This window comes from Rhodococcus oryzae, assembly GCF_005049235.1.
GTDB lineage: Bacteria > Actinomycetota > Actinomycetes > Mycobacteriales > Mycobacteriaceae > Rhodococcus_G > Rhodococcus_G oryzae.
In genome coordinates this window covers 15444-40752 of the sequence record NZ_SUMD01000005.1, presented here as the reverse complement: position 1 = coordinate 40752, position 25309 = coordinate 15444, and the positions used below count along the sequence as shown (strand labels likewise).

Sequence of the window (25309 nt, the reverse complement as noted above, 5' to 3'; positions counted from 1 at the left end):
CGCAAGGGGAGCAAGCGAGACCGCAAGGGGAGCAAGCGAGCCGCCAGGAAACCTCGAGGGGGCGGTCGTCCGCGTAATCGGAAGCGGCCGTTGATCATCGCGCTGTCGGTGATCGCGCTGGTCGGCCTCGTCGCGGCGGCCTGGTTCACCCCGGTGCTCTCGGTGCGCAAGGTCTCGGTGGTCGGCAACGTCGGCGTCCCCAGCGACGAGGTGCTGACGACCCTCGCCATCCAGACCGGGAAGCCGCTGCTGCAGGTCGACGTCGACGCGGCCGCCAGGAGGGTGGCCTCGATTCCCAAGGTCGATCATGCGCGGGTCGAACGCCGTTATCCGTCCACGGTGAGGGTCACGGTCGTCGAGCGCGCGCCCGCCGTCTTCTACGACACCCCCGAGGGCACCCACCTGATGGACGCGGGCGCGGTCGCCTATGCGATCGAACCGCCGCCGCCGGGGGTGCCGCGCCTGAAGGTCGAGCGGCCCGGTCTGGAGGATCCGGTGACGGTCGATGCGCTCGAGGTGCTCACCTCGATGCCGCCGCCGCTGCGGGCCCAGGTCGGGGAGATCGCCGCGGGCTCCATCTCCGATATCCGGGTCACCCTGCTCGACGGGCGGCAGCTGGTGTGGGGGAGCGTCGAGAACACCGAACGCAAGTCCGCCATCGCGCTGCCGCTGCTCGGCCAACCGGGCAAGGTGTACGACATCTCCAGTCCCGATCTGGTCACCGTCAAATGAGCGCGACGACAAATCGTGTCGCCCGTCGGCGCGCCTGCTGGCGGATCGGACCTGTCGTGCATAGCGTTTCGTTTCAGTCAGCTACTTGACATAACTCTAAGCCTATGGTTGAGGTTTAGGGTTTATCCAAGAAGTACCGCATCACCAGCAACATCCGCCCCACCTGCACGACGTAATTTCAGTTATACGAGCATCACCCCGAGCGCGTTCACACACACGGAAGGCGAGAGCCCATGACGCCCCCGCACAACTACCTCGCCGTTATCAAGGTCGTCGGCATCGGCGGCGGCGGCGTAAATGCGGTCAACCGCATGATCGAGCAGGGACTCAAGGGAGTCGAGTTCATCGCCGTCAACACCGACGCGCAGGCGCTGCTGATGAGCGACGCCGACGTCAAGTTGGATGTCGGCCGAGAACTCACCCGCGGTCTCGGCGCAGGCGCCGACCCCGAGGTGGGCCGCAAGGCCGCCGAGGATCACAAGGACGAGATCGAAGAGGTCCTCAAGGGCGCGGACATGGTCTTCGTGACCGCAGGCGAGGGCGGTGGCACCGGCACCGGTGGCGCACCCGTGGTGGCGAGCATCGCCCGCAAGCTCGGCGCGCTGACCGTCGGCGTGGTCACCCGGCCGTTCTCCTTCGAGGGCAAGCGGCGCGGCGGCCAGGCGGACAACGGGATCCAGGCCCTGCGGGAGTCCTGCGACACGCTGATCGTGATCCCCAACGACCGGCTGCTCCAGCTGGGCGACGCCGCCGTGAGCCTGATGGATGCGTTCCGCAGTGCCGACGAGGTCCTCCTCAACGGCGTCCAGGGCATCACCGACCTGATCACCACACCCGGCCTGATCAACGTGGACTTCGCGGACGTCAAGGGCGTCATGTCCGGAGCGGGCAGCGCGCTGATGGGCATCGGATCCTCGCGCGGCGAGGGCCGGGCGATCAAGGCCGCCGAGTCGGCGATCAACTCGCCGCTCCTCGAGGCCTCGATGGAGGGTGCGCGCGGCGTGCTGCTGTCCATCGCCGGCGGCTCGGACCTGGGTCTTTTCGAGATCAACGAGGCGGCCTCGCTGGTGCAGGAAGCCGCCCACATCGATGCGAACATCATCTTCGGCACGGTCATCGACGATTCACTCGGCGACGAGGTCCGGGTCACGGTCATCGCGGCGGGCTTCGACGGCGGCACGCCGACGCGTCGCCCGGTCGAGCCGGCCGCCGCCGCGGCAACGGCTGCGGCTGCGGGCAACGGTGCGATCGGAGCCGGCCGCGCCGGTGAGATCGGTCGGCCGCCGCAGCACCAGGCCCCTGATCCGACTCCCGCACCGAACGGACGCGACGGACGTGAGCGTCGTGACGGTCGCGAGAACACCGGTTCCGGTCTGCCGCCGGTCCCCGTGAGCGCACCGAGTCGAACCGTGCCCGTCACCGATGACGACGTCGACGACGTGGACGTGCCCGACTTCATGCGTCGGTGACGGGGGGCTTCCGGGTTCGTCGGGTAGTCACCTCTCGAACCGGGGGCGTCTCGGCGCCCCCGTATGACTCCTTCAATCTCGGCGACCACGTCGGCGACGACCCGGCCGCGGTGGCCGCGAACCGTCGCAGGCTCGCGGACGGCATCGGGTTGCCGTTCGAGCGGTTGGTCTGGATGGAGCAGATCCACAGTCGGAACGTCACCGTGGTGGACGGGCCCGTCAAGGGTGTCGTCGAGGCGACCGACGCGCTGGTCACGGACGTGCCCGATCTGGCTTTGGTGACGCTGTCCGCGGACTGCGTGCCGCTGCTGCTCGCGGACGACCAGGCCGGGGTGATCGCCGCGGTGCACGCCGGCCGGGTCGGTGCCCGAATCGGGATCGTGCCGCGGGTGCTGGACGTGATGGTGGCGAAGGGAGCGTCGGTCGAACGGATCGGCGCCTTCCTCGGACCGGCGGCGAGCGGCAGGCAGTACGAGGTGCCGGCGGCGATGCGCGCGGACGTCGAGAAGCACCTGCCGGGCAGCGCGACCACGACGGTGCGGGGCACCCCGGGGATCGACCTGCGGGCGGGACTGCGCCGCCAGTTGCTGCAGGCGGGTTTGTCCGGGGTGGCGGAGGATCCGCGCTGCACGATCGAGGACCGCACCCTGTTCAGTCACCGTCGGGGCGCGCCGACCGGCCGGTTGGCTGGTGTGATCTGGATGGAGTCGACGCCCGGTGAATGACGCACCGTCGCCGCGGGCAGCCGAGATCGCGTCCGCCCTCACCAGCGTCGGTGAGCGGCTGACGCGGGCCTGCCTGGATGCAGGCCGCGACCCGGATGACGTCCAGTTGCTGCCGGTGACCAAGTTCTTCCCGGCGTCCGATGTCGCGATCCTGTACGGGTTGGGCTGCCGCGAGTTCGGTGAGTCGCGCGAGCAGGAGGCCTCGTCGAAGGTCGCCGAGCTCGGCGAGCTCGACGCTGCCGGTATCGGCGATGTCCGGTGGCACATGATCGGCAGCGTGCAGCGGAACAAGGCCCGCTCTATCGCACAGTGGGCGTACGCAATTCACTCCGTGGACAGTCCGAGGCTGGTCGACGCCCTCGCGAAGGCCGCGACCGCCGCGTTGGGGGAGGGCGGCAGGGAGCAGCCGCTGCGGGTGCTGCTCCAGGTCAGTCTTGACGGCGACCCGCTCCGTGGTGGCGTCCCGCTCGACGAGCTGGCCGAGCTCGCCGAGCGCACCGAATCGGCGGCCGGGCTTGAGCTTTCGGGGTTGATGGCGGTTCCTCCGTTGGGGGCCGATCCGGAGCGGGCGTTCGCGGCCCTGCAGGCCGCGCACACGGATCTGCTCCGCGGCCATCCGGCGGCGACGGAATTGTCGGCGGGGATGACCGGTGATCTGGAGGTCGCCGTACGGTACGGTTCCACCTGCGTGCGTGTCGGAACCGCACTGTTGGGTTCCCGGCCGATAGCCTCGAACTGATCGGCGCACCGCCCGATTGTCCGCCGCGCCAAGGAAGGTCGACGATGAGCACTCTGCACAAGTTCAAGGCTTACTTCGGCATGGTCCCCCTCGAGGATTACGAAGACGACTACCTCGAGGAGCCGCGTCGCGCACCCCGCGGTGGACGTTACGAGGGTGAACTGGACCGTGAGTACGACGATGTCGGCTACGTGCCCCGCGACGAGCTCGATGAGCTCGACCGCCCGGCCGCGCCCCGTCGGATGGAGCCGCTGCCCGCGCGCAGCACCCGTCCCGGTGCTCCCGTCGGTGCCCGCACGCCCGCGACCCGCGGCGCGCTCGCGGTCGACACCCAGCCGCGCGTCGAGAGCCGACGCGCGCCCATCTTCGACGAGGGCGGACCGCTGTCCAAGATCACCACGCTCCGCCCCCGTGACTACGGCGAGGCCCGCATCATCGGCGAGCGTTTCCGCGACGGCACCCCGGTCATCATGGACCTGGTGGAGATGAGCAACGCCGACGCCAAGCGGCTCGTCGACTTCGCGGCAGGCCTGGCGTTCGCGCTGCGCGGCTCCTTCGACAAGGTGGCCACAAAAGTGTTTCTCCTCTCACCTGCCGATATCGATGTCTCCGCCGAGGAGCGGCGTCGGATCGCCGAAACCGGCTTCTACAACCAGAAATAGGCGGTCTGGACGGGCCGGAAGTAGGCTGGCCCGGCCGGATGTCCTGAGGCCGGTGCGGACCGATCTCGTTTTGATTGGTCCGGCCGAGTCAGGCAAAGTGATGGAGTGACCTTGTTCGCGGTGATCTACTTCCTGCTCTTCGTCTTTTGGTTGTTACTCATCGGACGGATCATCGTCGAGTTCATCCGGACATTTGCTCGCGATTGGCGACCCACCGGCATTGTGGTTGTCATTCTCGAAGCGATATTTACGGTCACAGATCCACCGATCAAGCTGCTCCGGCGGCTAATTCCGTCGATAAATCTCGGCGGGGTTCGGTTGGACCTATCAATCATGGTCTTGCTGTTCATCGTCTTCATCTTGATGTCGGTCGTTCAAGGACTGGCCGCGTGATGTCGATGGTTGAGTCGTGGCGCGACCTACGGGTCTGGTGTGACAGAATGGACGCCAGTTACAGTGGGATTGCTTGGTTTCCCGCTGTATGCGCTATAACTGAATGCTTGCTCGACCGCCAACAGACGCGTGAAGGGATCCTTCCATGCCGCTGACACCAGCTGATGTGCACAATGTCGCGTTCAGCAAGCCGCCTATCGGCAAGCGGGGCTACAACGAAGACGAGGTCGATGCGTTTCTCGACCTCGTCGAGCAGGAGCTCTCGCGACTGATCGAGGAGAACGCGGATCTCCGCCAGCGCGTGGGTGAGCTCGATCAGGAGCTCGCGGATGCGAAGAAGGCTCCTCGGCCGGCAGGTGCCGCGCCTGAGCCCGTTCGGGTTGTAGAGCCGCCCAAGCCGGTCGCCCCGGTCGCCGCCCCCGCCCCCGCGCCCGCTGCTCCCGTCGCCCGCCCGGGCAACACCGAAGAGGCGAACCTGCAGGCCGCGAAGATCCTGGGCCTCGCCCAGGAGATGGCGGATCGCCTGACCGGCGATGCGAAGACGGAGTCGGAGCAGCTGGTCACCACGGCCAGGACCAATTCCGAGCAGCTGGTCAGCGACGCGCGGACCCGCTCCGAGGCGATGATCTCCGACGCAAGGCAGAAGTCCGAGGCCCTGCTCTCCGACGCCCAGACGCGTTCCGAGACGCAGCTGCGCCAGGCCAAGGAGAAGGCGGATGCGCTCCAGGCCGACGCCGAGCGCAAGCACACCGAGATCATGGCCACCATCAACCAGCAGCGCAGCGTGCTGGAAGGCCGGATCGAGCAGCTCAAGACGTTCGAGCGCGAGTACCGGGTGCGGCTGAAGTCCTACCTGGAGTCGCAGCTCGAGGAGCTCGAGCAGCGCGGTTCCGCGGTCCCCGTGGACGGTGGCCAGGAGGCGTTCGGTGGCGAGGCTTCCAAGCCCGGCCTGAGCCAGACGTTCGCCAAGGGCAACAACTAACCCGGTAACGCCCGTCGTGCTGGTCCTGACGCTCGTAATGGCAGCGGTTGGGTTCGCGCTGCTGGTGATCGCCCTGATGACCGGATCGGTCGTCTGGGCATGGGGATGCATCGCGGTCTGCGTGATCGGTGCGGTGTTGCTGCTGGTGAGTTCGCTCCGCGGCAACACCGCACCGGACGCGGCCGAACCCGGTGCCCCGCCAGCGGGCGGGCGGGCCGACGCGAGCCGGGAGTCGTCGGACAGGCGATTTGACGCCGGCGACTAGAATCGCAGTCAGTATGTGGCGTTGATCCGGCCATCACCGGGGAGCCTTCGGAAGAACGGCACGCGTTCGAGACGAACGGGTCGCCCAGTAGAACCGAACGGGTGGGCCCGTCACAGCCCAGCACGAGAGGTCCGGGCGGCGGCGTCGCCGCGTCCGGGCAAGCGGGGTGGTACCGCGGTCGCAGCGCAGAGGCGCTGCCGTCGTCCCCGTGCCAGACACGGCACGAGGGAGTACTGGGTTGACGAACAACTCGACCGGCAACGGATCCGATCAGACGGGCGCCGGCTATCCGCGAGTTGATCTCGGCGGCGGCAAGGCCAACACGAACGTGCGTTTCCCCGAGCTCGAGCAGCGGGTGCTGGCCGAGTGGGCCTCGGACGACACGTTCCGCGCCTCCATCGCCAACCGGGCTGATGCGCCCGAGTTCGTCTTCTACGACGGCCCGCCGTTCGCCAACGGCCTGCCGCACTACGGTCACCTGCTCACCGGGTACGTCAAGGACCTCATCCCGCGCTTCCAGACGATGCGCGGCAAGAAGGTCGAGCGCCGGTTCGGCTGGGACTGCCACGGGCTGCCCGCCGAGCTCGAGGCCGAGAAGCAGCTCGGCATCAAGGACAAGTCCGAGATCGAACAAATGGGCCTCGCGGAGTTCAATGCCGCCTGCAAGGCCTCGGTGCTGCGCTACACCGACGAGTGGCGTGAGTACGTCACCCGCCAGGCGCGCTGGGTCGACTTCGACAACGACTACAAGACCCTCGACCTGGACTTCATGGAGTCGGTCATGTGGGCGTTCAAGGAGCTCCACGACAAGGGGCTGATCTATCAGGGCTTCCGGGTGCTGCCGTACAGCTGGTACGAGCAGACGCCGCTGTCCAACCAGGAGACCAAGCTCGACGACGCCTACAAGATGCGGCAGGATCCGGCGGTCACCGTCGACATGCCGCTCGTCGCGCCCGGATCGCCGCTGGACGGCGCGAACGCGCTGATCTGGACCACTACGCCCTGGACGCTGCCGTCCAACCTGGCGATCGCCGTGCATCCCGAGATCGACTACGTCCAGGTCGAGGGCAAGGACGGCAAGCGGTACGTGCTCGCCAAGGACCGGGTATCCCATTACGCCCGTGAACTCGGCGAGGAGCCCGCCGTGCTGTCCGAGCACAAGGGCGCCGAGTTGGTCGGCCTGTCCTACGAGCCGCCGTTCGACTTCTTCCACGGCCCCGACAAGGGGCACGCCAACGCGCACCGCACGCTCGCCGCCGACTACGTCACCACGGATTCCGGCACCGGAATCGTCCACCTCGCACCGGCTTTCGGTGAGGAGGACATGGACTGCGCGACGGCCAACGGCATCGAGATCGTGCAGCCGCTGGACGCGGGCGGCAAGTTCACCTCGATGGTGCCGGATTACGAAGGTGTGCAGGTCTTTGATGCCAACCCGCTCATCGCCAAGGACCTCAAGGCGGCGGGCAAGCTGCTACGGCACGAGACGATCGAGCACTCGTACCCGCACAGCTGGCGCAGCGGCCAGCCGCTGATCTACATGGCGGTGCCCTCGTGGTTCGTTGCCGTGACCAAGTTCCGGGACCGGATGGTCGAGCTGAACCAGGAGATCACCTGGGTGCCCGAGCACATCCGGGACGGGCAGTTCGGCAAGTGGCTCGAGGGTGCCCGCGACTGGAACATCAGTCGCAACCGCTACTGGGGGAGCCCGATCCCGGTCTGGATCTCCGACGATCCGGCGTACCCGCGGACCGACGTGTACGGCTCACTCGACCAGCTGGAGGCCGACTTCGGCGTGCGGCCGACCGACCTGCACCGGCCGATGATCGACGACCTGGTCCGTCCGAACCCGGACGACCCGACGGGCAAGTCGATGATGCGCCGCGTCCCGGAGGTGCTGGACTGCTGGTTCGAGTCCGGCTCGATGCCGTACGCGCAGGTGCACTACCCGTTCGAGAACAAGGACTGGTTCGACGGTGGCAACACCGAGTCGACTGACGGCACCGCCGTCGTGGAAGGCCACAACCCCGGCGACTTCATCGTCGAGTACAACGGCCAGACCCGCGGCTGGTTCTACACGCTGCACGTGCTGGCGACCGCGCTCTTCGACCGCCCGGCGTTCAAGACCGTCGCCGCCCACGGGATCGTGCTCGGCGACGACGGCCTGAAGATGAGCAAGTCCAAGGGCAACTACCCCGATGTCAACGAGGTGTTCGACCGGGACGGCTCGGACGCCATGCGGTGGTTCCTGATGTCCTCGCCGATCCTTCGCGGCGGCAACCTGGTCGTCACCGAGCAGGGCATCCGCGAGGGTTCCCGGCAGGCCCTGATGCCGCTGTGGAACGCGTGGAGCTTCTTGCAGCTGTACGCAGGCAAGCCCGGACAGTGGCGCACCGATTCGCCGAACGTGCTCGACAAGTACATCCTGGCGAAGCTGTCGGGCACCAGGGACGCGATCACGGAGGCGCTCGAGGTCAACGACATCGCCGGTGCCTGCGACGAGCTGCGGACCTTCTGCGACGCGCTGACCAACTGGTACGTGCGCCGGTCCCGGACGCGGTTCTGGGACGAGGACCGCGACGCCATCGACACCCTGCACACCGTGCTCGAGGTCGTGACCCGCCTCGCGGCGCCGCTGCTGCCGTTGGTCACCGAGGTCATCTGGCGCGGCCTCACCGGCGGGCGTTCGGTGCACCTGACCGACTGGCCGGAGGCGACCGATCTGCCGTCCGATCCGGAGCTGGTCAGCGCGATGGACGAGGTCCGCTCGGTCTGCTCGACCGTGCTCGGCCTGCGCAAGGCGCAGAACCTGCGGGTGCGGTTGCCGCTGCCCGAGGTGACCGTTGCGGCCGAGGACGCGGAGCGGCTGCGCCCGTTCCTCGGCATCATCGCCGATGAGGTCAACGTCAAGAAGGTGGACCTGACCGAGGACGTGGACGTCCACGGCAAGTTCGAGCTCGTGGTCAACGCGCGGGCCGCGGGCCCGCGTCTCGGCAAGGACGTGCAGACGGTCATCAAGGCGGTCAAGGCGGGGGATTGGTCGGAGGTCGACGGGGTCGTCACTGTGTGGCCGGGTCGCTCCGCAGGCTCCGCTCCTGCTGAGGACCCGGGTCGCTCCGCAGGCTCCGCTCCTGCTGGTATCGCTCTGCTGCCGTCCGAGTACACCCAGCGCCTGGTCGCAGCCGAGCCGGAGTCCACCGCGGCCCTGCCGGAGAACGCGGGCCTGGTGGTCCTCGACTCTGCGGTCACCGAGGAGCTGGAGGCCGAGGGCTGGGCGAAGGACCGCATCCGCGAGCTGCAGGACGCCCGCCGCGCGGCAGGCCTGGAGGTCTCGGACCGGATCGTCGTCACGCTGCAGGTGCCCGAGGACCGGCTCGACTGGGCCGCCAGGCACCGTGAGCTGATCGCGGGGGAGATCCTCGCGACCAGCCTCGAGCTCGGCGAGGCCAGCGGTCCCGGTGCCGTCGACCTGGGCGAGGGCGCCCGGGTCGTGATCACCAAGGCGTGAGGAGTGTCGGTGCCCCGTTGTCGGGGTACCGGCGTAGCTTCCCACCTATGAGCACCAGCAAGGAGACGGTCGCGCACGTCCTCGGGCAGCTCGAGCCCCTGGACGTGCGCGCCCGCGCGATGTTCGGCGAGTACGGGTTGTACTGCGACGAGAAGATCGTCGCGCTGATCTGTGACGACACCGTCTTCGTCAAACCGAGCGAGGCGGCGGAGGAGTACCTCGACGAGGTGAGCCTGGCCCCGCCGTATCCGGGTGCGAAGGACTACCTGGCGATCCCGCCGGAGCGACTGGCCGACACCGACTGGCTGCACGAGTTCATCCGGCGCACCGCCGATGCGCTGCCCCAGCCGAGGAAGAAGAAGCCCCGATCGCGATGACGCTCGCACCACGATGACCGGGCCGACCACCTCGCGCCGCTGGGTGCTGCACCTCGACATGGACGCGTTCTTCGCCTCCGTCGAGCAGCTCACCCGGCCGACGCTGCGTGGGCGCCCGGTGCTCGTCGGCGGGCTGGGCGGGCGCGGGGTGGTCGCGGGTGCCAGCTACGAGGCGCGCGCCTACGGGGCGCGGTCGGCGATGCCGATGCACCAGGCCAGGCGCATGGTCGGCGCGGGCGCTGTGGTGCTGCCGCCGCGCGGCGGCCTCTACTCGATGCTGAGCAAGACGGTCTTCGACGCCCTGCGCACCCGGATGCCGGTGCTCGAGATGATCTCCATGGACGAGGCCTTCGGTGAGCCTCCGGAGCTGGCCGGGGCCGATGCGGAGGCGGTCCTGGTGTTTGCGGAGGAGTTACGTGCGCTGATCCGGGAGCGGACCGGTCTGGTGGCGTCGATCGGTGCCGGGTCGGGCAAGCAGATCGCGAAGATCGCCTCCGGGCTCGCGAAACCGGATGGCGTCCGGGTGGTCACCCCGGCCGAGCAGCGCGGGCTGTTCGAGGCCCTGCCCGTCCGAAAGCTGTGGGGGATCGGCCCGGTCGCGGACGAGAAGCTGCGCAGGCTCGGGATCGAGACCATCGGCGGGCTGGCCGCCACCTCCTCGACCGAGATCGTCTCGGTGCTCGGCGCCACGCTGGGGCCGAGCCTGCATCGCCTGGCGCAGGGGATCGACGACCGTCCGGTGGCCGAGCGGGCCGATGCGAAGCAGGTGAGCGCCGAGACCACCTTCGCCGCCGACCTGGTGACCCTGGACCAGCTGCGTGCGGCGGTCGAACGCACCGGTGCCGCCGCGCACGCCCGGCTGCTCGGCGACGGCCGAGCGGCCAGGACCGTGGTGTTGAAGCTGAAGAAGTCCGACATGAGCATCGTCACCCGGTCCGCCACCCTGCCGTACGCCACGGCGGACCTGCAGACCCTGGTGGCCACCGCGCAGCGGCAGGTGATCGATCCGCTCGAGCTCGGCCCGGTGCGACTGGTCGGGGTCTCGCTCGGGGGACTCACCTCCGTTCGGCAGGGCTCACTGTTCCCCGACCTGGACCAGGGCGATGTGATGCTCATCACAGAAGAGGAGCGGCCGGAGCTGATGTCCGCGCCGGTGATCCCGGTGGTCGCGGACGCGGCTCGCTGGCGCCCCGGTCAGGACGTCGCGCATAGTGAGTTCGGTCACGGATGGGTGCAGGGCTGCGGACATGGCGTGGTCACGGTCCGTTTCGAGACCCGCTCGACCGGGCCGGGCCTCGCGCGTACCTTTGCCGAGGACGACGACGGACTTGCCCGCGCGGACCCCGAGGCGAGCCTTCGTTAAGGATCGCCTTATTTTTATGGTGTTCACTACTGTCACAGACAGACTTCGGTGGATGTCATAGTGGACGCAACCCCTGAATCGCTCTGAGCACCAACGAGCACCGAGAACATGTTCACCCGAGAAAAGGAAAAGCATTGATGCTCCGCAAGACCCTCATCGCCGGTGTCGCCGTGGCGGCCGCCCTCTCGCTCGCCGCCTGTGGTGACGACACCAACACGGCCGAGACGACCTCGACGGCCAAGGCCACCACCACTGCTGCCGACAGCAGCCTCGACTACCCGCCCGCGCCCTCCGCGGTCGAGCTGAACGCGATGCTGGTCAAGGGCCTCGACCCGGCCACCCCGGCCGCCGAGAAGGTCACCCTCGTCCAGGACGGCGAGTCGGACCCGGGCCTGTTCGACGCCGTGGCCGCGGCCGCCAAGCAGTCCAACGCCACCGTCACCGTCGTCGACCCGATCCTCGACAACGGCGACGGCACCCTCACCGCCACCGTCAACATGGACATCGGCGGCCAGGTCAGCGCCGGCACCGCCGGCTTCGTGGTCGAGAACGGCCAGTGGAAGCTGTCGAAGGAGTACGCCTGCAACATCGTCAAGCTGGCGAACCTCACCTCGCCTGCCTGCGTCTGATTCTCAGCTAGAACCCGACCGAATGCCGGTGTCCCGCAAGGGGTGCCGGCATTCGGCGTTTCACATGGGAGCGGCGGCGCCGACCCGGTCCGCTGCGGTGCGTGCCAGCCGCGCGAGCAGGTCCTGGCCGATCGGCTGCTGGCCGGAGGCCACCAGCTGCACGAGGGTCGAGCCGACCTGAGCGATGATCACGTCCGAGGTCATCGTGACCCCGTCGCTGGACGTCAGCAGCCGGACCGCGACCGAGGCGTCACCCACGGCGGGCTGCTCGAGGCCGCCGACGCGGTACTGGACCTCGAAACCGTCGGCGTCCGTGCCCCGGTACTCGGTACACCCGGAGAGGGTCTCCTGGACGCGGGCCAGCGCGCCGGCGGCGCCACCGTCGGGGTAACTCGCGGCGTCGATGTCGACGCTGGTGAAGTCCGGCCCGCCGTACCGCGCCACGGCACGCGCCGTCGACCCGGGCACCTGGTCGGCCACCTCCCGCAGGACGGCCGCACACGCCTGCGGATCGGTGCTCGACCGGTCGGCGGCGTCGTACTCCGGAGCCGGCGGCAGACCCAGGTCCTGCACCGGATCCGCAAGGGGCGCAAAACCGGCAGGCAGATCGGCGGTGGTGAGCAGGGCGGCTTTCAGCCGGGCCGGGTCGGTGATCGGGCCTGCGCCCGCCGTTGCGGAGGCGGTCACCTGAGCGGGCAGCGGCGGCAACGACGAGGATGCCTCCTCGCCGCCGGATCCGCCGCACCCCGCGAGCAGGGGAAGCGCGGCCGCCGCGCAGGCCAGGACGCGCGTGCCGCGCATCAACCCGCCCACTGCACGCGGTTGGTGATCGTCTGCCGAAGCGTCGTGGTGCCGTTCGGGTCGCGGTAGCTCTGGTGACCGCCGACGGTGACGTCCCCGCCGACGGGCAGCGGCTGATTCAGGTCGACGACCATGGTGCCGGTCCCCGTCATGACGTACGTGTCGATGTTGAGCCTGCTCGACTTGTCCGGCAGGTCCCACACCGGCGACTCGGGCGTCTGCGTCACCGTGACGTCGACCGTGAGCCGGTCCCCGTCCCGCTCCCGCAGGGTCGCCGTCGTCACCTGGTCGAGCGCGATCCCGCTCATGACCTGCTGACGGAGGGTCCAGACCGCGCCGATCCCGATCTCCGCGTCCGGGAAGGACACCGTGCGATAGACGGACTGGTAGAAGGCCTGCTCGACGGCGGAGCGGGCGATATCCCTCGACTCGGGGTCGGGGGCGATCCGGAGCGAGGTGATGGCCCCGGTCGGCTGGACGGTGAAGCCCGCGCCCGACCCCTCCGACTCCCTCAGGGCGTCGGACAGCCGCGGATCCGGGGTGCCGATCGAGCCGAGTGTCAGGTCCACCTGGATCGCCGGATCGGACTGCTCGCCGCGCACGGTCGCGGAGAGCGGGGTGCGCAGCTCCGGGGTCGAGAAGTCCTGCTGGGGCTGATCGTCGATCTGCTGATAGACCTGCGAACCGGTCGTCAGCGTGGCGTGCTGCTCGGAACCGATCGGCGGGTGCACGGTGACCCGCTGACGCGGCTCTGCGCCCGGATCGAGGATCGTGGCCGTCACCGCCGAGACCGGGACGGTGACCTCGGTGGCGGACGCGGTGGCGACATCGGTGGGGGCGGCGTCACCGCCGGATCCGCACGCGGAGACGAGGGAGGTGAGGGCAAGGGTTGCGGCGACCAGAGCGGTCCGGGCCGTCGCCGTTGCCGGGAGGGCGGACCGAGGAGAGAACACAGGCACCCGACCAGGTTAGCCACGGTTGGGTGTGGTGGGGCCCGGCGTGCCACCGTAAGGGATGATGGCGGGGTGAGTGAAGCGGAAAATGCGGAGAACCCCGGCGCCGGGGCGAGCGAGGCAACGGGAGGTGGAACCGCGGTGGTCGCCGCGCAGGCGCCGCTGAGGATGCCGATGCTGGTCTCGATCGCGGCACTGATCCTGGGACTGGACCTGGTCACCAAGATCCTCGCGGTGCGGCACATCAAGCCCGGCGAGCCGATCGAGCTGATCGGTGACGTGGTGACGCTGACCCTGGTCCGCAACCCCGGCGCCGCCTTCTCGATGGCCACCGGGATGACCTGGGTGCTGACCCTGGTCGCGATCGGCGTGGTGATCGGCGTCATCAAGATCGGCCGGACCCTCCGGTCCCCGTGGTGGGCGCTCGGCCTCGGCCTGGTGCTCGGCGGTGCGCTCGGCAACCTGATCGACCGGATCTTCCGGGCCCCCGGCCCGCTGCAGGGCCACGTCGTCGACTTCGTGTCGGTCGGCTGGTGGCCGGTGTTCAATGTCGCCGACTCGGCCATCGTCTGCGGCGCGATCCTGCTGGTCGCGCTCACCCTGTTCGGGTTCGAACCCGACGGCACCCGGGCGGGCGCCGACTCCGACGCCACCGCCGACTCCGACCTCGATGCAGGCAAGGCGGCGGGCGCATGAGGGAGACACGGTCGATGCCCGTACCCGACGGGCTCGAGGGCATGCGCGTCGATGCGGGCCTGGCCCGGCTGCTCGGCCTGTCGCGGACCGCGGTCGCCGTGCTCACCGAGGAGGGCGCGGTCCTGCTCGACGGCACCGCGGTCGGCAAGTCGGACCGGCTGCCTGCCGGTGCCTGGCTCGAGGTCGAGCTGCCCGAACCCGCGCGGCCGCTGACGGTGGAGGCGCAGCCGGTCGAGGGCATGGAGATCCTGTACTCCGACGACGATGTCGTGGTGGTGGACAAGCCGGTCGGCGTCGCCGCACACGCGAGTGTCGGCTGGACCGGACCGACGGTCATCGGCGGGCTCGCCGCGGCGGGCTTCCGCATCTCGACTTCCGGTGCTCACGAGCGGCAGGGCATCGTGCACCGGCTCGACGTCGGTACGTCCGGCGTGATGGTGGTCGCGACGAGTGAGCGCGCGTACACCCTGCTCAAGCGCGCGTTCAAGCAGCGCACCATCGACAAGCGGTACCACGCGCTGGTGCAGGGCCACCCCGACCCGAGCAGCGGCACGATCGACGCCCCGATCGGACGGCACCGCAGCAACGACTGGAAGTTCGCGGTCACCTCGGACGGCAAGCCCAGCGTCACCCACTACGACACGGTGGAGGCGTTCCAGGCGGCAAGCCTGCTCGACATCCACCTGGAGACCGGGCGCACGCACCAGATCCGGGTGCACTTCGCCGCGCTCCGGCACCCCTGCTGCGGCGACCTGACCTACGGCGCCGACCCCCGCCTCGCGGAGCGGCTCGGCCTGGAACGGCAGTGGCTGCACGCCCGCGCGCTCGGGTTCGCGCACCCCGCGGACGGCCGCTGGATGGAGATCACCAGCGACTACCCGAAGGATCTCCAGTACGCCCTCGAGGTCCTCAGGAGTGCGTGACCGGGCCGGGGCGGTCGTGGCGGTCTGCTGCGCTCTCGCCCTGGCGGCGCTGGTCGTGGTGCTCGGCCTCGCCAACCCGCCGCGGCCGGTGTCGATCGCGACCGACCGGCTCGGTCCCGACGGCGGCGAGGCGGTCAGCGAGTATCTCGACCGAGCGGCCGACTCGGTCGGCGGCTCCGACACCGATCAGCACTGGGCATTGGTCTCGCTCGGCCCCGCGGCGACCGTCGACCAGGCGTACCGCCTCGCCGACGGCGTCCGGATCTCCCAGGTGCTGTTCCGGGTGCCGATCGATCGGGTGCAGACTCCGCTGATCGTCGTGGACGTGCCCGCGGACGAGGCGGCGGTGCGCCGCTCTCCGCTGGTCGCGGCCGGCCGTTTGCAGGGCTCGGCGGGGGAGTGGGATCGGCAGGCCCGCATCGATGCGGTGTCGGCCGGGCGCCTCGCGGACGGGTGCGCCTGCGTGGTCGGGATGACCGTGCGCGGCGACCTCGCGCAGCTCCGCGCCCTGGCGGCACGGCCGGGCGTCCGGGCGGTGGAGGCGCTGCCCGCGGACGCCGCGTACGGACGGTTCGCGGTCACCCCGCTGCTGCCCGAGCAGACTTCCACCGTTGCCCCCGGCCCGGACGACGGCGACGTGCCAGCCCGGTGAGAACTGCCCGGCCGGTCAGTCCTGCTCGGTGTGCTTGCGCAGGAACTCGATGGTCCGCTCCAGCGCCAACCGGCCGTCCTCGTTGTCGAGCTTGAACTGGTATTCGTGCCCGAGCGCCGGCTTGTGGTCGGCCGGGTAGAAGACGGTCGTCACGTCCACGTCGAGCCCGCGCAGCTGCTCGGCGAGCGGCACCGACTGGCTGTCGGTGAGCGGGTCGGCGTTGCCCCCGCTGATGTAGGTGGGCGGGAACTGCCCGGTCACGTGAAGGATCGTGGACATCTGCGCCACCGCGGCCGAATCGTCGAAGTCCTTGGTGCCGAGGGAGGACCAGACCAACTGGTCCATGGCCCAACCGAGGATTCCGGGCAGGCCGACGACCTTCCTCACGTCGAAGACGCCGCAGTTGAGCACCACGCCGCGAAGCTGGTCGGGGCGCAGCGCGGGGGTGACGCCGACCTCGCGGGCGTAGTCGGGGTTGGTGATCAGGGCCGCGAGCTGGCTCGAGAGCTGGGCCCCGGCGGAGTCGCCCGCCAAGACGATCCGTTGCGGATCCACGTGCAGCCGTTCGGCGTTCGCGACCAGGTAGGCGTGCGCGTCGTTCAGCTGGTGCACCGGGGTGGGGTAGGTCTGGTCGGGGCCGAGCGAGTAGTCGAGCGAGACCACGGTGAAGCCCGCGGCCGCGAGCAGCCGGTAGTAGGGCGCGAAGTCGGTCTTGTGGCAGGAGATCCAGCCGCCGCCGTGGGTCCAGATCACCGTCGGCAGCGGGCCCGCCGCCGACTCGGGGAAGTAGACGTCGAGGTGGGCGTCGGGGTCGCCTTCCCGGTACTGCTGGTCCGTGACTCGCGCGACCCCGGCGGGCTCGTGCGCGCCGAGCGCCGCGGTGACGCGCGCCGCGTCCCACTCGAAGCCCCAGCGCACCGCCCTCGTGAAGGGTCGCGGGGTGACCCGGGCGACGAGGACGCCTGCCGCCGCCGTCACCGCAGGGACGGCGAGCCCGAACAACGCGAGCCGCTTCCATCGCCCGCGGGTGCGCTGCGCAGTCGAAATGTCGCCGACCTCGGTCATCATGGTTCCTTCCGGTGTACGGCGTCACCCCGACGGTGGCCGCACGGACAGTCTGGCAGCTCGGCCGGGGGCTACGGCGCGGTGTGCGCCTTCAGGAACTCGACGGTCCGCTCCAGCGCCCGCGTGCCGTCCTCGTTGTCCAGATCGAACTGGTACTCGTGCGGAAGCGCGGGCTCGTGGTCCTCGGGATAGAAGACAGTGGTGACCTCGATGCCGAGCCCGCCGAGCTCGGCCGCCAGCGGCTTGGACTGCTCGTCGGTCAGCGGATCGCCGTTGCCGCCGCTGATGTAGGTGGGTGGGAACCGGTCGGTGACGTGGCGCATCGTCGACATCTGGCCGATCGCCGTCGAGTCCTCGAAATCGCGGGTGCCGGTGTACGCCCAGAGTGATTGGTCCGCGCCCCAGCCGACGATGCCCGACCCGCCCGTCATCTTCTCGACGTCGTAGATCCCGCAGTTCAGCACGACACCGCGCAGCTGCTCGGGGCGCAGCGCCGGGGTGATGTCGAGCTCGTGCGCGTACTCGGGGTCGGTGACGAGGACGGCCAGCTGGCTGGAGAGTTGCGCGCCTGCCGAATCTCCCGCGAGCACGATGCGGCTCGGATCGACGTGCAGCCGCTCGGCGTTCGCGACGACATAGGCGTGTGCGTCGTTGAGCTGGTGCACGGGGGTCGGGTAGGTGCGCTCGGGCCCGAGCGAGTAGTCGAGGGAGACGACGGTGAACCCGCGCTCCGCCAGCAGCTGGTAGTACGCCGCGTAGTGCGACTTGTTGCCGGAGATCCAGGCGCCGCCGTGGGTCCAGATCACGGTCGGCAGCGACTCGGTGGCCGTCTCGGGGAAGTAGACGTCGAGGAGGGCGTCGGAGTCGCCGTCCCGGTACTGCTGATCGGTGATCGAGGCGATGCCCTGCGGGGCGTGCTTCTCGAGGGCGCTGGTGGTGCTCGCCGCGCCGCGGTCGAAGACGAAGCGGACGACCATGGCGCCGGGCCACGGGCTGAGCGCGAAGGCGAGGACCGCGGCCAGGACGAGCGCGACGAGGATGCCGACGACCCAGAGGATCCGTCGCCTCCATCGCGAGCGCGGTCGGGCGCTCGGGGAGGGCGATTCGCTCTGGGTGTCGATGGTCACAGGCTCTCCTCGGTGGTGGTCGGGCGCGCCGGGCGCCAGTATCTCCGATCCAGGTGAGGGGTCGTGACCAACACACCGTCCGCCGCGCTCCGTCCCGGCGCGGGTGACCGAAGCTGTCGGCCCCAGCGCCTACACTCAGGTCGCTGAAAACATCGGGGCGCTCCAGTCCTTCGAGAGCTAGAGAGGCGCGCGTGGCTGACTCGTTCGTGCATCTGCACAATCACACTGAGTACTCGATGCTCGACGGTGCGGCCAAGGTCGGTCCGATGTTCAAGGAAGCTCAGCGGCTGGGCATGACCGCGGTGGGGATGACCGACCACGGCAACATGTTCGGAGCGAGCGAGTTCTACAACGAGGCCAAGAAGCACGACATCACCCCGATCATCGGGATCGAGGCGTACATCGCCCCTGAGTCCCGCTTCAACACCAAGCGCGTGCTGTGGGGTGACCGGAGCCAGAAGTCCGACGACGTCTCCGGTAGCGGCGCCTACACCCACATGACCATGCTCGCGGAGAACGCGACCGGCGTGCGGAACCTGTTCAAGCTCTCCTCCCGCGCCTCGATCGAGGGCCAGCTCGGCAAATGGGCCCGGATGGACGAGGAGATCATCGCCGAGCACCACGAGGGGATCATCGCGACCACCGGTTGCCCCTCCGGCGAGGTACAGACCCGGCTGCGTCTCGGCCACGACCGCGAGGCCCTCGAGGCCGCTGCGAAGTGGCAGGAGATCTGGGGCAAGGACAATTTCTTCCTCGAGCTGATGGACCACGGCCTGTCCATCGAGCGCCGCGTGCGTGAGGGGCTGCTCGACATCGGCCGTCAGCTGGGCATCCCGCCGCTCGCGACCAACGACTGCCACTACGTCACCAAGGACGCCGCCGAGAACCACGAGGCGCTGCTCTGCATCCAGACCGGCAAGACGCTCAGCGATCCCACCCGGTTCAAGTTCGACGGTGACGGCTACTACCTCAAGTCGGCCGAGGAGATGCGGGCGATCTGGGACGACGAGGTCCCGGGCGCCTGCGACTCGACTCTGCTGATCGCCGAGCGCATCCAGCCCTACGACGATGTCTGGCAGCACCGCGACCGGATGCCGATCTTCCCGGTGCCCGAGGGTGAAACCCAGGCTAGCTGGCTGCGGAAGGAGGTGCTGACCGGACTGGACCGCCGCTTCCCCGGCGGCCCGCCGCAGGAGTATCTGGCTCGCGCCGATTACGAGATCGACGTCATCAACGAGATGGGCTTCCCTGCCTACTTCCTGGTGGTCGGCGACCTGATCAACCATGCCAAGGAGGTCGGCATCCGGGTCGGCCCCGGCCGTGGCAGTGCGGCCGGCTCGCTCGTCGCCTACGCGATGGGCATCACCAACATCGACCCGATCCCGTACGGGCTGCTGTTCGAGCGGTTCCTCAACCCCGAGCGCGTCTCGATGCCCGATATCGATATCGACTTCGATGATCGCCGCCGCGGTGAGATGGTCCGCTACGCCACCGAGAAGTGGGGCAGCGACCGCGTCGCCCAGGTGATCACCTTCGGCACCATCAAGACGAAGGCCGCGATCAAGGACTCGGCCCGAGTCCAGTTCGGCCAGCCGGGCTTCGCGATCGCCGATCAGATCACCAAGGCGCTGCCGCCGCCGATCATGGCCAAGGACATCTCGGTCTCGGGCATCACCGACCCGGAGCACGAGCGCTACAAGGAGGCCGTCGAGGTCCGCGCGCTGATCGACTCCAACCCGGATGTCGCGAAGATCTATCAGACCGCCAAGGGACTGGAGGGCCTGATCCGCAACGCGGGCGTGCACGCCTGCGCGGTGATCATGTCGTCCGAGCCGCTCACCGACGCGATCCCCGTGTGGAAGCGCGCGCAGGACGGCGCGATCATCACGGGCTGGGACTACCCGTCGTGTGAGGACATCGGCCTGCTCAAGATGGACTTCCTGGGTCTGCGGAACCTGACGGTCATCGGTGACGCGCTCGAGAACATCAAGGCGAACCGGGGCATCGACCTCGACCTGGACACCATCCCGATGGACGACCCGGCGACCTTCGAGCTGCTCTCGCGCGGGGACACCCTCGGCGTCTTCCAGCTCGACGGCGGCGGCATGCGCGAGCTGCTGAAGCTGATGCAGCCGACCGGCTTCGGCGACATCGTCGCTGCCCTCGCGCTTTATCGTCCCGGGCCGATGGGCATGAACGCGCACACCTCCTACGCCAAGCGCAAGAACGCGCTTGAGGAGGTCAGCCCGATTCACCCGGAGCTGGAGGAGCCGCTCAAGGACATCCTCTCGGAGACGTACGGCCTGATCATCTACCAGGAGCAGATCATGCACCTGGCGCAGAAGGTGGCGGGGTACTCGCTGGGCCAGGCCGACCTGCTGCGCCGCGCGATGGGTAAGAAGAAGCTCTCGGAACTGGAGAAGGCGTACGCCGGATTCCGTCAGGGCATGCTCGACAACGGTTTCGGTGAGGCCGCCATCAAGGCGCTGTGGGACACGGTGCTGCCGTTCGCCGGCTACGCGTTCAACAAGTCGCACTCCGCGGGCTACGGCCTCGTCTCCTACTGGACGGCGTACCTCAAGGCCAACTACCCGGCCGAGTACATGGCCGGTCTGCTCACCTCGGTCGGCGACGACAAGGACAAGTCCGCGATCTACCTGGCGGACTGCCGGAAGATGGGCATCACGGTGCTGCCGCCGGACGTGAACGAGTCGGCGGTCAACTTCGCCTCGGTAGGCAGCGACATCCGGTTCGGCATGGGCGCGGTGCGCAATGTCGGCGCCAACGTGGTGGCCTCGATCATCAACGCGCGCACCGAGAAGGGGAAATTCACCGATTTCTCCGACTATCTCAACAAGATCGATGTGATCGCCTGCAACAAGAAGGTCACCGAGTCGCTGATCAAGTCGGGGGCGTTCGACTCGCTCGAGCATCCCCGCAAGGGCCTGTTCCTGATCCACACCGACGCCATCGAGTCGGTCCTCGGCACCAAGAAGGCCGAGGCGGTCGGGCAGTTCGACCTGTTCGGGGACGCGGGCGGTGCCGATGAGTCGCTGTCGTCGGTGTTCGCGATCCGGGTCCCGGAGGAGGAGTGGGAAACCAAGCACCGCCTCGCGTTGGAGCGGGAGATGCTGGGGCTCTATGTCTCCGGGCACCCGCTCAACGGGGTCGAGCACATCCTCCGGCAGCAGTCCGACACCTCGATCGCCTCGATCCTCGAGGGCGAGGTCAAGGACGGCGCCCAGGTGACTCTGGGCGGCATCATCGCCTCCGTGGACCGGCGGGTGAACAAGAATGGTCTGACCTGGGCCATCATCCAGCTCGAGGACCTCGTCGGCGGCATCGAGGTGCTGTTCTTCCCGCAGGCCTACTCGGTGTACGGCATGGACATCTCGGAAGACGCCATCGTGTTGGTGAAGGCGAGGGTCTCGATCCGTGACGATCGGATGTCGCTGATCGGCAACGACCTCGCGGTGCCGGACCTGTCCGCGGTCGGGGTGGCCAAGCCGGTGGCGGTGAGCCTGCCGACGCGGCTGTGCACCGAGGACAAGGTCGGCGCACTCAAGCAGGTGCTGACCCGGCACCCGGGCACCTCGGACGTACACCTGCGATTGATCAGTGGCGACCGCATCACCACCCTCAAGCTGGACGACAGCCTGCGAGTGGAGCCGTCCTCCGCGTTGATGGGTGACCTGAAGGCATTGCTCGGACCGGGCTGCCTGGCCGGCTGAGCCGGACCGGGGGAACGTCGCATTTCGGCGGGCCGTTCCGTATCCCTTTACGGCGTAAGGCAATAATGATCGCGATTGCTTACCCCGTAAGGAGTTGAGTTCGATGAGTGTGGTTGCAGGTCACGGCGATGCCGCTCGATCGATGGCGCTGTTGTGGCGGGCGCCAGAGGCCCCGAGGTCGGTGCCGGGTCCGAGGCAGGCGCTCACCGTGGACGAGATCGTCGCGGCCGCGATCGAGGTGGCGGACGAGGCCGGGATGGCCGGTCTGTCCATGCGGGCGGTCGGCGCCCGGCTGGGGCGCACGGCGATGGCGCTCTACACCTACGTGCCGAGCAAGGCCGAGTTGGTGGACCTGATGTACGACCGGGCGCACGGCGAGCTGCCGACCCACTACGACCTCGCGGCTGGTTGGCGGCCGGCCGTCACATCGTGGGCCAGGGACCTGTGGGCCTTCTACATCCGGCATCCGTGGACACTCACGGTCTCCTATGCGCGCCCGGTGCTCGGGCCAGACGAGCAGGCCGTCCTCGAGGCGCTGGTGCGGATCCTGTTCGAGGCCGGACTGTCCGCCCGGGTCCTGCGCCGCGTCGTCGGCGCGCTGTTCCACTTCGTGCGCGGCGCCGCCGCGGCCGTCGCCGATTCGCGGAGGGCGGCCGTCGCGACCGGGATGTCGGACGAGCAGTGGTGGTCGACGCGGTCCGCCCTCCTGCAGCAGGTGGCCCCTGACTTCGCCGAGCGCTTTCCGATGCTGGTGCGGCTCGGGGTCGAGGCCGCCGCGGAGGAGCGGGACGCATTCCTGGAAGGCGGTCGGGCGCCGGATCTCGAGGACGAGGCGACCGAGAACTTCGCCGTCGGGCTCGACGTGCTGCTGGACGGCATCGAGCGCAATCGCTCGGCCGAGGTGGCGGTGGTTAGCGGCCGGACCGCGTGACCCGGTCGCTAACCCAGTACACGCGGCGCGCCCACCACACGACGACGGTGGCTGCGGCTGCCGCCAGCACGGCGGGCTGCATCGCCTGGGTGATGACGAGCAGGGCGACGAACACCAGCAGGCCCGCGGCGAGCGCCTCGAGCTTGTAGAGCGGCCATTCGGTACCCGCAAGATTCACCGAGGCGCCACGGCCGCGCGCGCTTCGGTGCGGCGTGGTGGCGAAGTCGGCGGTGGTCATGAGTTCAGGCTACCGGGAGATCGAAGTTCGGTCCAACGAACACTTGAGTTCGACATGCTGATTTCGGCCGGTCGGGCTGCACCGCGGTGGCCGGAGGTGTTCACTGGATTGCATGCCGCTGACAGGAGAATACGAGCCCAGTCCGACGAAGTGGTCCGCCGATCAGGCCGCGCTGTACGAGAGCTCCGGCGGAACCAAAGGCACCACCATGCAGGGCAAACCGGTGGTCCTGCTCACCACCAAGGGTGCCAGATCGGGCAAGCTCCGCAAGGCGCCTCTGATGCGCGTCGAGCACGAGGGGGAGTACGCGATCGTCGCCTCGCTCGGCGGCGCACCGAAGCATCCGGTCTGGTACCACAACGTGATCGCGGATCCGCACGTCGAACTGCAGGACGGCCCGGTCACGCGGGACATGATCGCCCGCGAGGTGACCGGCGACGAGAAGGCCGTGTGGTGGGAGCGTGCCGTCGCGGTCTGGCCCGACTACGCGGAGTACCAGAAGAAGACCGACCGCCAGATCCCCGTATTCGTGCTCACCCCTCAGTAACAGGAGGGCCGCCGTGGCCGCGGAGACCGTTGCAGACCAGATCGTGTCCCAGCTCGTCGCGGCGGGCGTCCGCCGGATCTACGGCATCGTGGGTGACAGCCTCAATCCGATCGTCGACGCGGTCCGCCGCACCGGCGGCGCGGGCTCGGGCGGAATCGACTGGATCCACGTCCGGCACGAGGAGGCGGCGGCCTTCGCGGCGTCAGCCGAGGCGCAGATCACCGGCGAGCTGGCTGTCTGCGCGGGATCCTGCGGGCCCGGCAACCTGCACCTGATCAACGGGCTGTACGACGCGAACAGGTCGGGGGCGCCGGTGCTCGCCATCGCCTCGCACATCCCGAGCACCCAGATCGGTACGGGCTACTTCCAGGAGACCCACCCGGACCGGCTGTTCGTCGACTGCTCCCAGTACGCGGAGATGATCAGCACCCCCGCACAGTCGCCGCGGATCGTGCACACCGCGATGCAGCACGCGCTCGGCCGGTCGGGAGTCGCGGTGATCACGGTGCCCGGCGACGTCGCCGACTATCCGGCCGCGGGCACCCCGCCGACGCTGGTCATGACGGGGCCACCCGCGGTCGTGCCCGCCGACGCCGACGTCCGGGCGCTCGCCGCCGCGATCAACGACGCCGAGCGGGTCGCGATCTTCGCAGGCGCGGGAGTTCGCGAGGCCAGGAACGAGCTGCTGGCGCTCGCCGACACCGTTGCCGCGCCGATGGGCCACACGCTGCGCGGCAAGGAGTGGATCCAGTACGAGAACCCGTTCGACGTCGGCATGACCGGACTGCTCGGCTACGGCGCCGCGCACGACGGGATGCACGGGGCGGACCTGCTGCTCCTGGTGGGCACCGACTTCCCGTACGACCAGTTCCTGCCCGACGACGTCCGCACCGCTCAGATCGATGTCGCCAGGGAGAAGCTCGGCAGGCGCACGAGCCTCGATCTCGCGGTGCACGGCGACACGGTCAGCACGCTGCGGGCGCTGAACCCACTGGTGCACCGCAAGACCGACCGGGAGTTCCTCGAACGGTCGCTCGATCGGCACCGCACCCTGATGGAGAAGGTGGTCGGGGCGTACACCAGCCCGGTCAAGCAGCGCACGCCGATCCATCCGGAGTACGCGGCGTCGATCCTCGACGACCTCGCGGCGGAGGACGCGGTGTTCACCGCCGACACCGGGATGTGCAACGTGTGGACGGCGCGCTATCTGAACCCGAACGGGTCGCGGCGTTTCCTGTCGTCGGCGCTGCACGGCTCGATGGCCAACGCGCTCCCACACGCGATCGGAGCGCAGCTCGCCGCGCCGGATCGGCAGGTGATCTCGGTGTCGGGTGACGGGGGGCTGTCGATGCTGCTCGGCGAGCTGGTCACCGTCGCGTCGTTCCGGATCCCCGTCAAGATCGTGGTGTTCAACAATTCGACCCTCGGGATGGTCAAGCTCGAGATGCTGGTCGACGGGCTGCCCGATTTCGGTGTCGACGTGCCTTCGGTCGACTACGCCGCCGTCGCGAACGCCCTTGGCATTTTCTCCCGGCGGATCGAGGACCCGGGGGACATCGAGACCGGACTGCGGGAGGCGCTGGCGCATCCGGGGCCTGCGTTGGTCGACCTCGTGACCGATCCGAACGCGCTGTCACTGCCGCCGACGATCACCGGCGGGCAGGTCAAGGGCTTCGCCCTCGCGATGTCGAAGATGGTGATGAACGGCGGGGTCGGTGAGGCCGTTCAGATGGCGAAATCCAATCTGCGGAACATCCCGAGGCCCTCCCAGTTCGACCCCCGGGGCTGAGATGCCGGGTCG

Annotated in this window: 24 protein-coding genes; 19 read left to right on the top strand and 5 right to left on the bottom strand. The window is 69.0% G+C overall.

The features are described 5' to 3' along the window. Window positions 1–93 precede the first annotated feature (93 nt). The 12 genes from FCG67_RS11650 (at window position 94) to FCG67_RS11595 (ending at window position 11844) form a co-directional block, all read left to right on the top strand. Entirely contained in the window at window positions 94–732 is a 639-nt protein-coding gene (locus tag FCG67_RS11650; RefSeq protein WP_136910272.1) for a cell division protein FtsQ/DivIB, read from the top strand. 233 nt (window positions 733–965) lie between these two features. After that, window positions 966–2201 carry a cell division protein FtsZ gene (ftsZ, locus tag FCG67_RS11645; protein ID WP_136909981.1) on the top strand — a complete coding sequence of 412 codons (1236 nt, stop codon included), beginning with the start codon at window positions 966–968 and terminating at the stop codon, window positions 2199–2201. Next, entirely contained in the window at window positions 2198–2926 is a 729-nt protein-coding gene (pgeF, locus tag FCG67_RS11640; RefSeq protein WP_136909980.1) for a peptidoglycan editing factor PgeF, read from the top strand. Before ftsZ ends, pgeF begins: the two co-directional genes overlap by 4 nt. Beyond that, window positions 2919–3665 (top strand): YggS family pyridoxal phosphate-dependent enzyme, encoded by a 747-nt coding sequence (locus FCG67_RS11635; RefSeq protein WP_136909979.1) that lies wholly within the window; start codon window positions 2919–2921, stop codon window positions 3663–3665. Before pgeF ends, FCG67_RS11635 begins: the two co-directional genes overlap by 8 nt. A 44-nt stretch (window positions 3666–3709) precedes the next feature. After that, on the top strand, window positions 3710–4327 hold the full coding sequence (locus FCG67_RS11630) for a cell division protein SepF (protein WP_136909978.1): 618 nt from the start codon (window positions 3710–3712) through the stop codon (window positions 4325–4327). Window positions 4328–4432: 105 nt separating this feature from the next. Next, window positions 4433–4720, top strand: coding sequence for a YggT family protein (locus tag FCG67_RS11625; RefSeq protein ID WP_097212184.1), 288 nt, complete (start codon window positions 4433–4435; stop codon window positions 4718–4720). 145 nt (window positions 4721–4865) lie between these two features. After that, window positions 4866–5702 carry a DivIVA-like cell division protein Wag31 gene (gene wag31 / locus FCG67_RS11620; protein ID WP_136909977.1) on the top strand — a complete coding sequence of 279 codons (837 nt, stop codon included), beginning with the start codon at window positions 4866–4868 and terminating at the stop codon, window positions 5700–5702. A 16-nt stretch (window positions 5703–5718) separates the two neighbouring features. Next, a complete protein-coding gene (locus FCG67_RS11615; RefSeq protein ID WP_136909976.1) occupies window positions 5719–5967 on the top strand; it encodes a hypothetical protein in 249 nt (82 codons plus the stop codon). A gap of 238 nt (window positions 5968–6205) precedes the next feature. Next, complete coding sequence (ileS, locus tag FCG67_RS11610) at window positions 6206–9475, top strand: isoleucine--tRNA ligase (RefSeq protein ID WP_136909975.1); 3270 nt, start codon at window positions 6206–6208, stop codon at window positions 9473–9475. A 47-nt stretch (window positions 9476–9522) separates the two neighbouring features. After that, window positions 9523–9852 (top strand): TfoX/Sxy family protein, encoded by a 330-nt coding sequence (locus FCG67_RS11605; protein WP_136909974.1) that lies wholly within the window; start codon window positions 9523–9525, stop codon window positions 9850–9852. Window positions 9853–9865: 13 nt separating this feature from the next. After that, window positions 9866–11215 carry a DNA polymerase IV gene (locus FCG67_RS11600; RefSeq protein ID WP_136909973.1) on the top strand — a complete coding sequence of 450 codons (1350 nt, stop codon included), beginning with the start codon at window positions 9866–9868 and terminating at the stop codon, window positions 11213–11215. Window positions 11216–11352: 137 nt separating this feature from the next. Continuing rightward, the gene (locus FCG67_RS11595; protein WP_425467824.1) at window positions 11353–11844 is read left to right on the top strand and encodes a WKL family lipoprotein; all 492 of its coding nucleotides are present in this window, start codon (window positions 11353–11355) and stop codon (window positions 11842–11844) included. Between the two features lie 60 nt (window positions 11845–11904). Here FCG67_RS11595 and FCG67_RS11590 read toward each other — a convergent pair whose 3' ends face one another. Both FCG67_RS11590 and FCG67_RS11585 read right to left on the bottom strand, forming a co-directional pair. Continuing rightward, window positions 11905–12645 (bottom strand): sensor domain-containing protein, encoded by a 741-nt coding sequence (locus tag FCG67_RS11590; protein ID WP_246045017.1) that lies wholly within the window; start codon window positions 12643–12645, stop codon window positions 11905–11907. After that, a complete protein-coding gene (locus FCG67_RS11585) occupies window positions 12645–13547 on the bottom strand; it encodes a hypothetical protein (RefSeq protein WP_136910271.1) in 903 nt (300 codons plus the stop codon). The genes FCG67_RS11590 and FCG67_RS11585 overlap by 1 nt, the downstream gene beginning before the upstream one ends. A gap of 219 nt (window positions 13548–13766) precedes the next feature. On the opposite strand from FCG67_RS11585, the gene lspA reads away from it, so the two are divergent. Genes lspA through FCG67_RS11570 form a run of 3 tightly spaced genes read left to right on the top strand, consistent with a single transcriptional unit; the run spans window position 13767 to window position 15869 of the window. Beyond that, a complete protein-coding gene (gene lspA, locus FCG67_RS11580) occupies window positions 13767–14294 on the top strand; it encodes a signal peptidase II (RefSeq protein ID WP_246045047.1) in 528 nt (175 codons plus the stop codon). Then, window positions 14291–15217: an RluA family pseudouridine synthase gene (locus FCG67_RS11575; RefSeq protein WP_136909969.1), complete on the top strand. Its 927-nt coding sequence runs from the start codon at window positions 14291–14293 to the stop codon at window positions 15215–15217. The genes lspA and FCG67_RS11575 overlap by 4 nt, the downstream gene beginning before the upstream one ends. Beyond that, window positions 15210–15869 carry a hypothetical protein gene (locus tag FCG67_RS11570; protein ID WP_136909968.1) on the top strand — a complete coding sequence of 220 codons (660 nt, stop codon included), beginning with the start codon at window positions 15210–15212 and terminating at the stop codon, window positions 15867–15869. Before FCG67_RS11575 ends, FCG67_RS11570 begins: the two co-directional genes overlap by 8 nt. 15 nt (window positions 15870–15884) lie before the next feature. Here FCG67_RS11570 and FCG67_RS11565 read toward each other — a convergent pair whose 3' ends face one another. Together FCG67_RS11565 and FCG67_RS11560 are read right to left on the bottom strand one after the other, a co-directional pair. After that, window positions 15885–16934 (bottom strand): alpha/beta hydrolase, encoded by a 1050-nt coding sequence (locus tag FCG67_RS11565; protein WP_136909967.1) that lies wholly within the window; start codon window positions 16932–16934, stop codon window positions 15885–15887. Window positions 16935–17005: 71 nt separating this feature from the next. Then, the gene (locus FCG67_RS11560; protein ID WP_246045016.1) at window positions 17006–18061 is read right to left on the bottom strand and encodes an alpha/beta hydrolase; all 1056 of its coding nucleotides are present in this window, start codon (window positions 18059–18061) and stop codon (window positions 17006–17008) included. A 191-nt stretch (window positions 18062–18252) separates the two neighbouring features. Between FCG67_RS11560 and dnaE the strand changes: the two genes are divergently transcribed. Both dnaE and FCG67_RS11550 read left to right on the top strand, forming a co-directional pair. Further along, window positions 18253–21792 carry a DNA polymerase III subunit alpha gene (gene dnaE / locus FCG67_RS11555; protein WP_136909966.1) on the top strand — a complete coding sequence of 1180 codons (3540 nt, stop codon included), beginning with the start codon at window positions 18253–18255 and terminating at the stop codon, window positions 21790–21792. Window positions 21793–21895: 103 nt separating this feature from the next. Beyond that, a complete protein-coding gene (locus FCG67_RS11550; protein WP_136909965.1) occupies window positions 21896–22723 on the top strand; it encodes a TetR/AcrR family transcriptional regulator in 828 nt (275 codons plus the stop codon). Here the strand turns inward: FCG67_RS11550 and FCG67_RS11545 are convergent. Continuing rightward, a complete protein-coding gene (locus tag FCG67_RS11545) occupies window positions 22704–22961 on the bottom strand; it encodes a hypothetical protein (RefSeq protein WP_136909964.1) in 258 nt (85 codons plus the stop codon). The two genes, FCG67_RS11550 and FCG67_RS11545, sit on opposite strands and share 20 nt — an antisense overlap. Before the next feature lie 112 nt (window positions 22962–23073). On the opposite strand from FCG67_RS11545, the gene FCG67_RS11540 reads away from it, so the two are divergent. Then, entirely contained in the window at window positions 23074–23508 is a 435-nt protein-coding gene (locus tag FCG67_RS11540) for a nitroreductase family deazaflavin-dependent oxidoreductase (RefSeq protein ID WP_136909963.1), read from the top strand. Between the two features lie 13 nt (window positions 23509–23521). Then, window positions 23522–25297 carry a pyruvate dehydrogenase gene (locus FCG67_RS11535; RefSeq protein ID WP_136909962.1) on the top strand — a complete coding sequence of 592 codons (1776 nt, stop codon included), beginning with the start codon at window positions 23522–23524 and terminating at the stop codon, window positions 25295–25297. Window positions 25298–25309 lie beyond the last annotated feature (12 nt).

Bases quoted from the DNA above. Each gene is read 5' to 3' on its own strand.
- FCG67_RS11550 (WP_136909965.1), top strand. From the start codon at position 21,896: ATGAGTGTGGTTGCAGGTCACGGCGATGCCGCTCGATCGATGGCGCTG.
- lspA (WP_246045047.1), top strand. From the start codon at position 13,767: ATGCCGATGCTGGTCTCGATCGCGGCACTGATCCTGGGACTGGACCTG.
- FCG67_RS11605 (WP_136909974.1), top strand. From the start codon at position 9,523: ATGAGCACCAGCAAGGAGACGGTCGCGCACGTCCTCGGGCAGCTCGAG.
- FCG67_RS11565 (WP_136909967.1), bottom strand. From the start codon at position 16,934: ATGACCGAGGTCGGCGACATTTCGACTGCGCAGCGCACCCGCGGGCGA.
- FCG67_RS11540 (WP_136909963.1), top strand. From the start codon at position 23,074: ATGCCGCTGACAGGAGAATACGAGCCCAGTCCGACGAAGTGGTCCGCC.
- FCG67_RS11590 (WP_246045017.1), bottom strand. From the start codon at position 12,645: ATGCGCGGCACGCGCGTCCTGGCCTGCGCGGCGGCCGCGCTTCCCCTG.
- ftsZ (WP_136909981.1), top strand. From the start codon at position 966: ATGACGCCCCCGCACAACTACCTCGCCGTTATCAAGGTCGTCGGCATC.
- FCG67_RS11575 (WP_136909969.1), top strand. From the start codon at position 14,291: ATGAGGGAGACACGGTCGATGCCCGTACCCGACGGGCTCGAGGGCATG.
- FCG67_RS11630 (WP_136909978.1), top strand. From the start codon at position 3,710: ATGAGCACTCTGCACAAGTTCAAGGCTTACTTCGGCATGGTCCCCCTC.
- FCG67_RS11595 (WP_425467824.1), top strand. From the start codon at position 11,353: ATGCTCCGCAAGACCCTCATCGCCGGTGTCGCCGTGGCGGCCGCCCTC.
- wag31 (WP_136909977.1), top strand. From the start codon at position 4,866: ATGCCGCTGACACCAGCTGATGTGCACAATGTCGCGTTCAGCAAGCCG.
- FCG67_RS11600 (WP_136909973.1), top strand. From the start codon at position 9,866: ATGACCGGGCCGACCACCTCGCGCCGCTGGGTGCTGCACCTCGACATG.
- FCG67_RS11545 (WP_136909964.1), bottom strand. From the start codon at position 22,961: ATGACCACCGCCGACTTCGCCACCACGCCGCACCGAAGCGCGCGCGGC.